This is a genomic window from Croceivirga radicis (assembly GCF_002072105.2).
GTDB lineage: Bacteria > Bacteroidota > Bacteroidia > Flavobacteriales > Flavobacteriaceae > Croceivirga > Croceivirga radicis.
Genome location: NZ_MTBC01000003.1, coordinates 348,511 through 361,786 on the forward strand (window position 1 = coordinate 348,511; position 13,276 = coordinate 361,786).

A 13,276-nucleotide genomic window follows, 5' to 3' on the forward strand; every position below is an offset into this window, starting at 1 on the left:
TTACTTGCTCAAGTACATTTTTCTTCTAGAATATAAGTTGTAGAATTCATCATCCTTTAAACTATCTATAAACAAGATGCTTTCTCCCGTACTTTTCATTTCTGGGCCAAGGTTCTTGTTTACATTAGGGAATTTATTAAAAGAGAATACCGGTTGCTTAATGGCATACCCTTCTAGCTTTGGATTAAAGTTAAAGTCTTTCACTTTTTTATCGCCAAGCATCACTTTAGTAGCATAATTTACATAAGGTTCTCCGTAGGCTTTTGCAATAAACGGTACCGTTCTAGAGGCTCTAGGATTTGCTTCGATAATGTATACCGTATCGTCTTTAATTGCAAATTGAATATTGATTAAACCAACCGTATTCAAAGCCAAGGCTATTTTCTTGGTATGATCTTTAATTTGTTGAATTACAAACTCACCCAAATTAAAAGGTGGTAAGGTGGCATTAGAATCCCCAGAGTGGATACCACAAGGTTCTATGTGCTCCATTATACCAATAATGTATACGTCTTCACCATCACAAATGGCATCTGCTTCTGCTTCAATGGCCCCGTCTAAATAATGGTCTAACAATAACTTATTATTTGGAATTTTACGAAGTAAGTCTACCACGTGTTGCTCCAAATCTTCCTTGTTAATTACAATCTTCATGCCCTGGCCACCCAACACATAAGAAGGCCTTACCAATAATGGAAAGCCTAATTCATCTGCCAAGTCCAAAGCTTCATCTGCTGTTTCTGCCGTACCAAATCTTGGGTAAGGAATATCATTGTCTTTTAGTAGGGTAGAAAAGCTACCTCTATCTTCTGCCAAATCTAAAGACTGGTAACTTGTACCAATGATATTAACACCGTACCGGTCTAATTTTTCTGCCAATTTTAATGCGGTTTGTCCGCCTAATTGTACAATTACACCTTCTGGTTTTTCGTGTAAGATAATATCGTAGATATGCTCCCAAAAAACAGGTTCAAAATACAGCTTGTCCGCAGTATCAAAATCTGTAGAAACCGTCTCTGGATTACAGTTGATCATTATAGTCTCATAATCACACTCTGCCGCGGCAAGTACCCCGTGTACACAACAATAATCAAACTCTATACCCTGCCCAATACGGTTTGGTCCAGAACCAAGAACCACAATTTTTTTACGGTTGGTAACCTCACTATCATTGGCTACATAACGCAGCCCATCTTTAGATTGGATTTCTTCTTCAAAAGTAGAGTAATAATAAGGTGTCATAGCCGTAAATTCTGCTGCACAGGTATCTACCAACTTATAAACCCTATTAATATTTAGTTCCATTCGCTTTTTATGCACTTCACTTTCGTAACAATCTAGCATGTGGGCTATTTGCCTATCTGCAAAACCTTTTTGCTTTGCCTCTAATAAAAGTGATTTTGGTAAACTTGCAATAGTATACTGAGCTATTTCTTGCTCTAATTGATGTAGCTCTTCATATTGCTTTAAGAACCACATGTCTATTTTGGTAATTTCATGTATGCGCTTAAGTGGAATGCCCAACTGTATGGCATCATAAATAACAAACACACGGTCCCAACTAGGAACCGTAAGTTTTTGGATTATAGTTTCATAATCTTTGTAACCTTTACCATCTGCTCCAAGACCATTTCTCTTGATTTCTAATGATTGTGTGGCCTTATGCAATGCCTCTTGGAAAGAACGACCAATGCCCATTACCTCTCCCACAGATTTCATCTGTAGCCCCAATGTTCTATCAGAACCTTCGAATTTATCAAAATTCCATCTAGGTATTTTTACGATTACATAATCTAAAGTTGGCTCAAACAAGGCAGAAGTAGACTTTGTAATTTGGTTGTCCAACTCGTCTAAAGTATAACCAATTGCCAATTTAGCGGCTATTTTAGCAATAGGATAACCGGTTGCCTTAGAAGCCAATGCTGAAGATCGGGAAACCCTTGGATTGATCTCAATAGCAATAATCTCTTCTTCTTCATCCGGGCTTACGGCAAACTGAACATTACAACCACCTGCAAAATCGCCAATGCTTCGCATCATTTTAATGGCCATATCTCGCATTTTCTGGAACGTACGGTCAGATAACGTCATGGCAGGCGCAACAGTTATGGAATCTCCTGTATGGATACCCATTGGGTCCATATTTTCTATGGTACAGATAATAACAACATTATCGTTTTTATCCCTTAAAAGCTCTAGTTCGTATTCTTTCCACCCCATCATGGCCTTATCTATCATAACCTCATGAATTGGAGATACTTCTAGACCATGACTTAAAAGACCATCAAATTTTTCTGGTTCGTACACAATGGACGCACCTGCACCACCAAGGGTAAAAGAAGCCCTAATCACCAAAGGAAAACCAAATTCTTGGGCAATTTCTTTACCTTTTAAAAAGGAGGTTGCCGTTGCCTGTGGAGCCATGCCTACGCCTATTTTAAGCATTAACTCACGGAATTTTTCACGGTCTTCCGTAATGTTTATCGCATCAATATCTACACCTATGATTTCTACATTAAAATCCTCCCAAATGCCTTTTTCATCTGCCTCAATACAAAGGTTAAGCGCGGTTTGGCCTCCCATTGTTGGCAAAACAGCATCAATATTTGGGTGTTTTTTTAATATTTCAACTATTGATTTGGTATTCAACGGTTTTAAATAGACATGATCTGCCATTGAGGGATCTGTCATAATAGTAGCAGGATTACTATTGATCAAAATCGTTTCTATACCATCCTCTCTTAAAGAACGTAAAGCTTGCGAACCAGAATAATCGAACTCACATGCTTGTCCAATAATGATGGGACCTGAACCAATAATTAAAATGGATTTTAAATCTTTTCTTTTAGGCATTCTTCTAAGGGTATTTTTTAATCGTTAAATATAGGTCAAAAAAAAGGTGCTAAACTGAAACAGTAGCACCTAATAATTTATAAGTTATCGACAAACATATTATTTCTTGTGTCGAGGTTCTGAAGAAACAGTTAATTTTTTTCTTCCTTTGGCTCTTCTTCTAGCAAGTACTTTCCTACCGTTAGCTGTAGCCATACGCTCTCTAAAACCGTGTTTATTTCTTCTTTTTCGCTTTGAAGGCTGAAATGTTCTTTTCATTTTATCTTTATTTTAAACCAAAGGCGTCTTAAAAATTCTGGGCGCAAATATACAAAGACTTTTTGCTCTTGCAAACCCTTTCTAAAAAATGTTTGTATTAGTTTTGCCGTACTAACCGCATAACCAAATACGATGCTAAAACGCCAATTATTCTTTTGCTTATTAGGAGTACTAACTTGTATAACAGCAACTTACAGTCAAACACTTTTAGAATACTCGTTAAAACCAGGCCAAATTTATAAAATCAAACAAGTGGCCAAACAGCAAATGGAGCAAAAAATTGAAGGTACAACACATGAAATTTCGAATGAGTTGGGCGGTATTTTCCAATTTAAAATTGAAGAAAAACTAGCGTCTTCCTATAAAATTGAAATGCAATTTTTAGAATTTAAGATGAAGTCTACCTCTAACCTACAAGGGGTTTTGATGGAAGTTGATACTAAAAACCCTTCTGTAAGTGATGAAATGACGACCAAAATTTTTGGCGCCCTTATTGGCACACCATTACAAATGGAGATGACAACAGCCGGAAAAATTACAAGTGTAACCGGAGGTGATGCCCTAATAGATAAAATGGCCGCGGCTACTGGCTTGGACGAAGCTACACAAGAAATCATGAAAGGTTCTTTAAGAAAAGAATTTAGTTCTGAGGGCTTAGCACAAAGCTTTGAACAAATGACCTTTATATATCCTGGACAGAAAAAAGCACAGGGAGAACAATGGAACACCCAGTTTAACGGTAAAATTAATGCAGATAATTTATGGACCTTGGAGAAGGTATCCGGTAAAATAGCATCCATAACAGGAACGGCAGAAATTACCATGCAAAACCAAGATGCCAATTTAATTTTAGAATTAACAGGTAACCAAGAAATTGCCTTAGAATCCGATTTAAATAGTGGATTTTTAACCAAGATGATGGTACAGGGTACTGGTGAAGGTAAATCAATTATGGCCAGTATGGGTATGGAAATACCCACTACATTAACGCAAACAATTACTTACGAATTAATTACAGATTAAATCTATGTTCAACAAAAACATCAAACTTGTTTTAGCCGCATTGGTTATTGCCTATGCAGTGTATCAATTTATAGAAGGAAATATTGGAAACGGAATTGCTTTGCTACTCCTTTCTTCCATGTTTATATTCCTATATTTTAGAAATGAAATTATATTGATGTCTTTTCTAAAGATGCGAAAGCAAGACTTGGAAGGAACAGAAAAATGGTTGTCTAAAATAAAAAATCCAGAAGCTGCCTTGGTTACCAAGCAACAAGGTTATTATAATTATTTACATGGAATAATCTATTCCCAGAGAAATCTTACCCAAGCAGAAAAATATTTTAAAAAGGCCCTTAAGCTTGGTTTAAACATGGATTATGATGTTGCCATGGCCAAATTAAGCCTTGCCGGTATTGCTATGCAAAAAAGAAGAAAAAGAGAGGCTACTACCTTACTACAGGAGGCAAAGCGATTGGATAAAAACAATATGCTTACAGAACAGATAAAAATGATGCAACAACAAATGAAGAAGATTTAATCTTCTTCATTTGTGATAGCCATCTAATCTTAGTTTAGTTCTCGATAATACCCTTTATTGGGAATTTCTATAATATATTTCTTTCTAGAAGAATTGTTTAAATGCGATTCTCTTAACCATGGATTATGGCGCTTTAAAATCTTATAATTTATTTCATAAAGACCTGCAAAATCTGCCCAATTGGTTACCGCCGTATCCACCTCTACTTTAAAAGTAGGAACTTGCGTGTAATAATCCTCCTTTTCTAATTGAAAACCGTATTTTTCTGGACTAGACAAGATTTCTTTGATAGCCATAATTCTAAACACATACCTACCGGTTTCTTGTCCTAACAACAAATCATAATAATTATCTACTTGTTGCATTTTCAAATATTTTTGAATTGCCCCTGGCCCCGCGTTGTAGGCAGCAGCCGTTAAGGTCCAAGACCCAAAACGATCTTTCCACTTTTTAAGGTAATCACAAGCAACCTGAGTACTCTTCTCTACGTGATAACGCTCATCTACATTATCATTAACTTCAAGACCGTACTCCCTACCCGTTGCTCTCATAATTTGCCAAAAACCAGTTGCACCAGCTGGGCTTACCACATTTTGCAGGCCGCTTTCTGCAACCGCTAAGTATTTAAAATCATCCGGAACACCGTTTTTAGCCAATATAGGTTCTATTATAGGAAAATACTTTTTGGCTCTTTTCATTAACAACACGGCATTGCTCTGCCAATAGGTATTTACCAAGAATTCCCTATCCACACGTTCCATAACTTCTGGATCCAAAAGGGGAGCGGCTTCACCCGCAAAGTTTAAATCATCTGGAATATCAATGGCCGTAATTTGATAGGTTTCCGCGACATTTTTGTCATTCTCTTTTACAACAGATTTTTCTGGTGACAATGGATCCTCTTGCTGTTGTTGTACCGCATAGACCAAGGTACCCAAAACGAATACAAAACCAATAATCGCCAATACATTTTTCAAATACTTCATAAGCTGTTTTAAATTTTGAGGAAAGATACTATGAAATCAATTATTTATTCCAAAATTAACTTAGGCAAATGCTCGTTAAACCATTTAGCCCTATAGATAATCATGGTGTGTTTACCTTTATTAACTGTAATACAACCTTTTATATTGTTTATTGGAAATACATTATCTAATTCACCATGAATATGTATTACGTTCTTGGGTGGCTGGGTCTGCTTCCAATTAACAATTTGATGTATGGCCCAATCAATATAAACCTTATCCCTAACATCTAGGTAAATTTCATACAAGGCCAAACGTTTATTTACCTTTTCACCAAAAGCATATTTTGCCAATAATTCTACATTATTTACCAAGCCGGTTGGCAAAAGTTTATGTATTCTAGTGTATCTGGCAAAATGCATTCTTTTAGGCATTTCAAATTTACTTTTGATACTAGATATTATAATAACTTTTTTAAACCGCCTGTGCCTAGCCATTTCTTGCACCAACATACCACCAAAAGAAACACCAATTAAAACAGGATTATCATGAATTATTGATTCATTTACCATTTTGGCATAGTCTGCTAGCGTATCATTAGGTCTTGGTACGTGCCATTTTAAGTAATGAAGAATAAATACTGTTGGGTCTAGTTTTAAATTTTCGAAAATTGCAGGGCTTGCAGCCATGCCAGGCATCAAATAAACGTGAATTTTAGTAGGGCTCAAATGGTCTAAGTACTGTATTTACTAGGAATTTAATGATAATTTAACTAACTTTACACTTTGTTCCTTAAGACTTTAAATAACTATTAAAGTAGGAATTTTATAAACATAAGACAATTCTTACGATGTTTTTTTTCGATTAATTGTCTTTAACAAACGTAAACCAATAACTACATGATGGAAATGGAGATTAATGACAACAGTTTCTTACGTCAGTTTGAAACTACGGTTGATGGACACCTTGCCAAAATTGAGTATTCTTCTCAAGAAAGAAAAGTTTTCTTGACAAAATTAGTGATACCAGAAGGGGTAACTCAAGAAGGCTTTAAGGAAAACTTCATCAAAGCCGTTTTGCACCATTTACAAGAACAAAATCTCCGTGTGGTGCCAACTAGCCCACATATTGCCGGGTTTCTAAGAAAAAATAGGCAATACAAAGAAATGCTTCCAGTAGGCATTAGAATATAAAAAGATTTAACCCGGCTCTTCTGCCGGGTTTTTTATGCTGTTTCTTTTTGCTCTACAAATTCAAATCGCACCAAACCATCATCGTCTATATTTTCTAAAACCACTTGATGTAACTGATTTACCAAGGCTGGGTTCCATGGCGCCTTTACCTTTATATAGTTCTCTGTAAAGCCATGTATATAACCCGCTTTATTTTCACTTTCGAACAAAACGGTTCTTTCTGTTCCTAACTGACTTTCATAAAAAGCCCTGCGTTTTTTAGCGGATAAACCCCTGAGCATCTTACTACGCTTACTTCTTACTTTTTTGGGCACAACACCGGTCATTTCCGCAGCCACCGTATTATCCCTTTCAGAATAGGTAAATACGTGTAGATAAGAGATATCCAAATCATTTAAAAAATGATAGGTTTCTAAAAAGTCTTCATCCGTTTCCCCAGGAAAACCAACGATAACATCTACACCAATACAAGCATGTGGCATAACCGATTTAATCTTATGAATCCGTTCTTGATATAAATTGGTTAAATATCGCCTACGCATCAATTTTAAAACCTTATCGCTCCCACTCTGCAGCGGTATGTGAAAGTGAGGTACAAATGCATCGCTTTCCGCAACAAAATCAATTGTTTCGTTTTTTAATAAATTGGGTTCTATAGAAGATATACGCAGCCTATGTATACCATCTACTTGATCCAAGGCTTGTACCAATTCAAAAAAAGTATGCTCGTGTTTTTTATTACCAAACTCGCCCTTACCGTAATCGCCAATATTTACACCTGTTAATACGATTTCTTTAATGTCTTTTGAAGCTATTTCTGCAGCGTTGTTCAATACGTTCTCCAGCCTATCGCTTCTAGAGATACCTCTTGCCAGTGGTATGGTACAATACGTGCATTTATAATCACAACCGTCTTGTACTTTTAAAAATGCACGGGTTCTATCGCCAATAGCATAACTACCCACATAAAAGTCGGCCTCATTAATTTCACATGAATGCACCTCACCTTTATCATTCTTGGACAAGTCATTTAGGTAGTCCGTAATCTTGAATTTCTCCGTAGCACCAAGTACCAAATCAACCCCGTCTACTGCAGCCAATTCCTCTGGTTTTAACTGTGCATAACAACCAACAGCAACCACAAAAGCTTCTTGGTTAACTTTCTGCGCTTGTTTTACAATTGTCTTGAATCGTTTATCGGCATTTTCGGTAACAGAACAGGTATTTACCACATAGATATCTGCCTTTTCCGTAAAATCTACCCTGTCAAAACCTTCTTCCTGAAAATTTCTAGCAATTGTAGAAGTTTCTGAAAAATTCAATTTGCATCCAAGTGTATAAAAAGCTACTTTCTTCTTCATTAACGGTCTAAAAATTGGGCTGCAAAGTTACAATTTTAGCTTTAAAACGTAGTGTAGAATAAAATAGCCCGGTGATTATTCCTTTCTCCATTTTTTTGTCTGTTCAAAAATGTACTCATACATATCTTGCTCAACCTTATCAAAAGGAATATTTCTTCTCCCCATCATAGCCTTGGCCGTTTCAAAAGCCTTGTTGGTTCTATAGGTAGTAAAACCAGCCGCACCGCCCCAACTATAACTGGGTACAAAATTTCTTGGAAAACCCGTGCCAAATATATTGGCATGCACACCTACTACTGTTCCTGTATTAAACATGGTGTTTATACCAGACTTACTATGGTCTCCCATCATTAAACCACAAAATTGGAGCCCTGTATGTGCAAAGCCTTCAGTTTTGTAATCCCATAATCTTACAGGAGCATAGTTATTTTTTAAGTTACTGGTATTGGTATCTGCACCCAAATTGCACCATTCCCCCAAGACAGAATTTCCTAGATAACCCTCGTGCCCTTTATTAGAATAAGCAAAAAGCACCGCATTGTTTACCTCTCCTCCTACTTTGCAGTAAGGCCCAAATGTGCTGGGGCCATAAATTTTAGCTCCCATCTTAAGAACGGCACCTTCTCCTAGGGCTAAACCTCCACGTATGAGACAACCTTCTAATATAGTTGCATTTTTTCCGATATAAATGGGCCCTGTAGAAGCATTTAACACACTACATTCTACCGAAGCACCATCTTCTAAAAATATCTGCTCCGGATTAATTACCGTATTTGTACTTGAAATAGGCTGGCTAACCCTGTTTTTGGTAAGCAAATCAAAATCTTGTTGTATAGCTTCTGCGTTCTTGGAGAAAATATCCCAAGTATTTTTTACGGTTATCGCTACTCCTTTAGCGGCAATAGAAGTATAATTGGATAAACTAAACGGTTGCTCCAAACTTTTAGTAGCATAAGCTACAACTGCACCTTCTAAAAATAATGCCTGCCCTATCTCCAGATTTTTAACCGCATTTACCAACGCTGGTGTTGGTAAGTAGCTTGCTGTAATTACTACGTTATAATCTGTTTTGGTTAAGGGAAATTTTTCTGAAAGGTAATTATCTGTTAGATAACTTACCTCCTGCCCCAAGTGTTTCTCCCATTTTTCTGCTATGGTAAGAATACCTATGCGTATACCAGCAACTGGGCGTGTATAGGTAAATGGCAACAAGGCATCCTTGTATTCGCCATCGGTTAAAATAAAGTTCATGTTATGTTAGTAGTTTAATTCTGCGTAAAAATAAAAAACGCTTCCGTTAAGTTAACGAAAGCGTCTTTACTATATTTTCAACAAAATTGGTTTACTTCTTGAACTTCTTGTATTTGTTCTTGAACTTATCAATTCTACCAGCAGTATCCAATAACTTGGTTTTACCAGTGTAGAAAGGATGAGAAGTTCTTGAGATTTCCAACTTGATCAAAGGATATTCAACACCATCAACTGTAATGGTTTCCTTTGCCTGTGCGGTTGATTTTGTGATAAAAACATCCTCGTTAGACATGTCTTTAAAAGCAACCAATCTATAGTCTTCTGGGTGTATTCCTGTTTTCATTGCTATCTACTTTTACAATCTCAATTTTTCAGGCTGCAAATTTAGATAAATTTTACAGACTTACAATGGTTAATCATTTTTTTTCAAAAATATATTTTTTTCTTGTAACAATAATGTCAAGACAGCTACCTATATTGCCGTAATCAACTAAATCAATTTAAAATGGAAGAAAACAAACCGAAAACCGGTAGTTTCGCTTTAAAATTTGGCGGAATTTTAGGCCTAGTGGGCATTGTATTTGCTGTAATGCTATATCTAGCCGGCATGCAATACGAACAAGGTTGGCAAATATCTGTAATTAACGTAATTATAACGATAGGCGTTATTACCTGGGGGATGTTCGAGTTTAGAAAAGCCAATAATGGCTACTTAAAATTAGGCGAAGCAATGAAAATTGGTATTGGTATCGCTTTAATTGGATTTATTATCTCTATGGCTTATCAAATGATTTTCATCTATGTGATTGAGCCAGATTTTATGACGAACGTTCTTGAAGTGAGAAAAAATGAAATGATCGCAAAAAATCCGAACATGACACAGGAGCAGGTAGACCAATCTGTTGAGATGATGAAAAAATTCTCTGGCCCAGGAATGATGCTTGCATTTGGTGCAATTGGTAGCATTTTTATAAGCGCCATTATTTCTTTAATTACGGGCTTAATCTTAAAAAAAGATGAGCCTGCTTATTAAAAGCAAAAACACTACTTTTGGGGAATTACAGTAAAAATCAATGCAATTATCTATTGTAATCCCACTTCTTAATGAAGAAGAATCCATAAAAGAATTATACGATTGGATTGCATCCGTTATGCAATCCAATCGTTTTTTGTATGAAATCATTTTTGTAGATGATGGTAGTACAGATCAATCTTGGAATATTATTGAAAATCTTTCTAAACGCAACCCCAATGTAAAAGGGATACGGTTTTTTAAAAATTATGGTAAATCGCAAGCGTTACATGCCGGATTTAAAATGGCACAGGGTGATGTGGTGATTACCATGGATGCCGATTTACAAGACAATCCAGAAGAAATACCAGAATTATACGGTTTAATAAAGAATGATGGCTACGATTTAATCAGCGGTTGGAAAAAGAAACGTTATGACTCGGTACTTGCCAAAAACCTTCCCTCTAAATTATTTAATTGGGCAGCAAGAAAAACTTCTAAAGTAAAGTTGCACGATTTTAATTGCGGACTTAAAGCTTACAACCATAACGTTATCAAAGCTATTGAAGTTTCTGGAGAGATGCACCGTTACATTCCCGTACTGGCAAAAAATGCAGGATTTGACAAGATTGGTGAAAAAGTTGTGCAACATCAAGCAAGAAAATATGGTACTACTAAATTTGGTATGGAACGCTTTGTAAATGGTTTTTTGGATTTACTTACCATATGGTTTGTATCCAAATTTGGCAAACAACCCATGCATCTCTTTGGTGCCCTAGGAGCACTGGTGTTTTTAATTGGGTTTAGTTTTTCTATTTATTTGGGCATAGATAAGCTTTTTCTTAACCCTACTGGCAGATTAATTACTAGCAGACCTCAATTTTACATTGCTCTAAGCTGTATGGTAATTGGTACCCAATTGTTTCTTGCAGGTTTTTTAGGCGAATTGTTTATACGAACTAAAAAAACGAGCGAAAATTATAAAATAGCCGAAATTCTAGCACAAAAGAATACAGAAGTAAGTGATTAACCTAAACTTTAAGTCAACTACTGATAGCTACACTAAATAATTTAATACTTTAGTCATTACATCTAATAATAAGAAAATTCTTAACAAAATATACGTATCAATATGGATTCTATCCTTGAAACCGCCAAATCTTGGTTAACCGATTTTTTTGACCCTGAAATAAAAACAGAAATTCAACGCCTTATAGACAAGGATCAAGACGAACTTCAAGATTCATTTTATAGAAATCTTGAATTTGGAACGGGTGGTATGCGCGGTATTATGGGGGTTGGCACCAATAGAATCAACAAATATACATTGGGTAAGAATACCCAAGGCCTAAGCAACTACCTTAAACAGGTTTACGGTGATACAGAAATTAAAGTAGTAATAGCTTATGACTGTAGACATAACAGTGATACACTTTCCCAAACCGTAGCAGAAGTACTATCTGCCAATGGTATAAAAGTATACCGCTTTTCTGAATTACGTACTACTCCTGAGTTATCTTTTGCCGTAAAACATCTAAACTGTCACGCAGGTATTGTGTTAACAGCGTCTCATAATCCGCCAGAATATAATGGTTACAAAGTTTATTGGACAGACGGTGGCCAAATAGTACCACCACAGGATAAAGAGATTATAGCAGAAATTAATAAGTTAAGTTTTGAAGATATCAATTTCAGTGCAAATCCGGATTTAATTGAAGCTATAGATACTGAGGTAGACCAAGCGTTTTTTAAGGCCTCTGTGGAAAATGGAAACTTTAATGCCCAAGGCAAAGACGATTTTAAAATTGTTTTTACCTCTATACATGGCACATCTATAACAGCAATTCCAGACGTTTTAAAGATGGCCGGCTATAACAATGTAACCGTCATAGAAGAACAAGCAAAGCCAGACGGTAATTTCCCCACCGTAAAATCACCCAATCCTGAAGAGCCAGAAGCTTTGGCTATGGCTATTGCAAAAGCAGAAGAGATTGGAGCAGACATGGTTGTTGGTACAGACCCAGACAGTGACCGCCTAGGCATTGCCGTACGCAATCTAGAAGGAAAATTGGAGCTACTCAATGGAAACCAAACTATGGTTTTGATGACTAAATTCTTACTAGACCAATACAAAGCCAAAGGTTTTAAAGGGAACGAATTTGTAGCCACTACAATTGTTTCTACTCCAATGATGGAAAGAATGGCCAAGGAATATGGTGTAGAATGCAAAATTTCATTGACAGGCTTTAAATGGATAGGCAAAATGATAAAAGACTTTCCAGAACAACACTTTATAGGTGGAGGTGAAGAAAGTTTTGGCTACATGGTGGGTGAATTTGTGCGCGATAAAGATGCCGTAACCTCTACCCTATTAGCCTGCGAAATTGCCGCGCAAGCAAAAGCAAATGGCAGCTCTTTTTATCAAGATTTAATTGATGCCTACGTGCAATTTGGTTTCTATAAGGAAAAGTTAATTTCCATAACTAAAAAAGGAATGAGCGGTGCTGAGGAAATTAAGCAAATGCTTAAAGACTTTAAAGACAACCCAGTAGAAACAGTACAAGGTTCTAAATTGCTTTGGATAGAAGATTACAACACTTCTATTGCCAAGAACGTTCAAACTGGTGAAGAAAAAGCCATAGACATTCCAAAGTCCAACGTTTTGATTTACGAAACGGAAGATGGTACACGTATAGCAGCGAGACCTAGTGGTACTGAGCCAAAGGTTAAATTTTACATTAGCACAAACGCAACTTTAGCAAGCGCTTCGGAATTTAAATCCGTAAATTCGCAGTTAGATTCTAAAATTGATGGAATCCTAGCTGAATTGAATTTATAGT

13 protein-coding genes are annotated in these 13,276 nt (G+C 36.3%); 6 read left to right on the plus strand and 7 right to left on the minus strand.

The window, feature by feature from the left end:
- Both carB and rpmH read right to left on the minus strand, forming a co-directional pair.
- On the minus strand, window positions 1-2,853 hold the full coding sequence (carB, locus tag BUL40_RS06460) for a carbamoyl-phosphate synthase large subunit (RefSeq protein ID WP_010518952.1): 2,853 nt from the start codon (window positions 2,851-2,853) through the stop codon (window positions 1-3).
- 99 nt (window positions 2,854-2,952) lie between these two features.
- Window positions 2,953-3,111 carry a 50S ribosomal protein L34 gene (rpmH, locus tag BUL40_RS06465; RefSeq protein WP_002669412.1) on the minus strand — a complete coding sequence of 53 codons (159 nt, stop codon included), beginning with the start codon at window positions 3,109-3,111 and terminating at the stop codon, window positions 2,953-2,955.
- A gap of 252 nt (window positions 3,112-3,363) precedes the next feature.
- Here rpmH and BUL40_RS06470 point away from each other — a divergent pair, with 252 nt between their 5' ends.
- Together BUL40_RS06470 and BUL40_RS06475 are read left to right on the plus strand one after the other, a co-directional pair.
- Window positions 3,364-4,134, plus strand: a complete 771-nt coding sequence (locus tag BUL40_RS06470) for a DUF6263 family protein (protein ID WP_141239645.1) — start codon at window positions 3,364-3,366, stop codon at window positions 4,132-4,134.
- A gap of 4 nt (window positions 4,135-4,138) precedes the next feature.
- Window positions 4,139-4,654 (plus strand): hypothetical protein, encoded by a 516-nt coding sequence (locus BUL40_RS06475; RefSeq protein ID WP_080318549.1) that lies wholly within the window; start codon window positions 4,139-4,141, stop codon window positions 4,652-4,654.
- A gap of 29 nt (window positions 4,655-4,683) precedes the next feature.
- Here BUL40_RS06475 and BUL40_RS06480 read toward each other — a convergent pair whose 3' ends face one another.
- Both BUL40_RS06480 and BUL40_RS06485 read right to left on the minus strand, forming a co-directional pair.
- Window positions 4,684-5,640: a lytic transglycosylase domain-containing protein gene (locus BUL40_RS06480; RefSeq protein ID WP_080318550.1), complete on the minus strand. Its 957-nt coding sequence runs from the start codon at window positions 5,638-5,640 to the stop codon at window positions 4,684-4,686.
- Window positions 5,641-5,684: 44 nt separating this feature from the next.
- Complete coding sequence (locus BUL40_RS06485; protein ID WP_080318551.1) at window positions 5,685-6,317, minus strand: alpha/beta hydrolase; 633 nt, start codon at window positions 6,315-6,317, stop codon at window positions 5,685-5,687.
- 201 nt (window positions 6,318-6,518) lie between these two features.
- Between BUL40_RS06485 and BUL40_RS06490 the strand changes: the two genes are divergently transcribed.
- Window positions 6,519-6,812, plus strand: a complete 294-nt coding sequence (locus BUL40_RS06490) for a GNAT family N-acetyltransferase (RefSeq protein WP_010518947.1) — start codon at window positions 6,519-6,521, stop codon at window positions 6,810-6,812.
- Between the two features lie 32 nt (window positions 6,813-6,844).
- On the opposite strand, the gene mtaB is transcribed toward BUL40_RS06490, so the two are convergent.
- The 3 genes from mtaB to BUL40_RS06505 form a co-directional block, all read right to left on the minus strand.
- The gene (mtaB, locus tag BUL40_RS06495; RefSeq protein ID WP_080318552.1) at window positions 6,845-8,173 is read right to left on the minus strand and encodes a tRNA (N(6)-L-threonylcarbamoyladenosine(37)-C(2))-methylthiotransferase MtaB; all 1,329 of its coding nucleotides are present in this window, start codon (window positions 8,171-8,173) and stop codon (window positions 6,845-6,847) included.
- A gap of 75 nt (window positions 8,174-8,248) precedes the next feature.
- Window positions 8,249-9,424: a GlmU family protein gene (locus BUL40_RS06500; RefSeq protein ID WP_080318553.1), complete on the minus strand. Its 1,176-nt coding sequence runs from the start codon at window positions 9,422-9,424 to the stop codon at window positions 8,249-8,251.
- Between the two features lie 91 nt (window positions 9,425-9,515).
- Window positions 9,516-9,767 carry a type B 50S ribosomal protein L31 gene (locus tag BUL40_RS06505; RefSeq protein ID WP_010518944.1) on the minus strand — a complete coding sequence of 84 codons (252 nt, stop codon included), beginning with the start codon at window positions 9,765-9,767 and terminating at the stop codon, window positions 9,516-9,518.
- Window positions 9,768-9,929: 162 nt separating this feature from the next.
- Here BUL40_RS06505 and BUL40_RS06510 point away from each other — a divergent pair, with 162 nt between their 5' ends.
- From BUL40_RS06510 to BUL40_RS06520, 3 genes are all read left to right on the plus strand, one after another.
- The gene (locus BUL40_RS06510) at window positions 9,930-10,457 is read left to right on the plus strand and encodes a DUF4199 domain-containing protein (protein WP_080318554.1); all 528 of its coding nucleotides are present in this window, start codon (window positions 9,930-9,932) and stop codon (window positions 10,455-10,457) included.
- Between the two features lie 40 nt (window positions 10,458-10,497).
- The gene (locus BUL40_RS06515) at window positions 10,498-11,466 is read left to right on the plus strand and encodes a glycosyltransferase family 2 protein (RefSeq protein ID WP_080318555.1); all 969 of its coding nucleotides are present in this window, start codon (window positions 10,498-10,500) and stop codon (window positions 11,464-11,466) included.
- 102 nt (window positions 11,467-11,568) lie between these two features.
- Window positions 11,569-13,275: a phospho-sugar mutase gene (locus tag BUL40_RS06520; RefSeq protein WP_080318556.1), complete on the plus strand. Its 1,707-nt coding sequence runs from the start codon at window positions 11,569-11,571 to the stop codon at window positions 13,273-13,275.
- Window position 13,276: the final 1 nt, after the last annotated feature.

Excerpts from the sequence above, each read along its gene's own strand:
- carB (WP_010518952.1), bottom strand. The coding sequence starts at position 2,853 with ATGCCTAAAAGAAAAGATTTAAAATCCATTTTAATTATTGGTTCAGGT.
- rpmH (WP_002669412.1), bottom strand. The coding sequence starts at position 3,111 with ATGAAAAGAACATTTCAGCCTTCAAAGCGAAAAAGAAGAAATAAACAC.
- BUL40_RS06475 (WP_080318549.1), top strand. The coding sequence starts at position 4,139 with ATGTTCAACAAAAACATCAAACTTGTTTTAGCCGCATTGGTTATTGCC.
- BUL40_RS06480 (WP_080318550.1), bottom strand. The coding sequence starts at position 5,640 with ATGAAGTATTTGAAAAATGTATTGGCGATTATTGGTTTTGTATTCGTT.
- BUL40_RS06485 (WP_080318551.1), bottom strand. The coding sequence starts at position 6,317 with ATGCCTGGCATGGCTGCAAGCCCTGCAATTTTCGAAAATTTAAAACTA.
- BUL40_RS06490 (WP_010518947.1), top strand. The coding sequence starts at position 6,519 with ATGATGGAAATGGAGATTAATGACAACAGTTTCTTACGTCAGTTTGAA.
- mtaB (WP_080318552.1), bottom strand. The coding sequence starts at position 8,173 with ATGAAGAAGAAAGTAGCTTTTTATACACTTGGATGCAAATTGAATTTT.
- BUL40_RS06500 (WP_080318553.1), bottom strand. The coding sequence starts at position 9,424 with ATGAACTTTATTTTAACCGATGGCGAATACAAGGATGCCTTGTTGCCA.
- BUL40_RS06505 (WP_010518944.1), bottom strand. The coding sequence starts at position 9,767 with ATGAAAACAGGAATACACCCAGAAGACTATAGATTGGTTGCTTTTAAA.
- BUL40_RS06510 (WP_080318554.1), top strand. The coding sequence starts at position 9,930 with ATGGAAGAAAACAAACCGAAAACCGGTAGTTTCGCTTTAAAATTTGGC.
- BUL40_RS06515 (WP_080318555.1), top strand. The coding sequence starts at position 10,498 with ATGCAATTATCTATTGTAATCCCACTTCTTAATGAAGAAGAATCCATA.
- BUL40_RS06520 (WP_080318556.1), top strand. The coding sequence starts at position 11,569 with ATGGATTCTATCCTTGAAACCGCCAAATCTTGGTTAACCGATTTTTTT.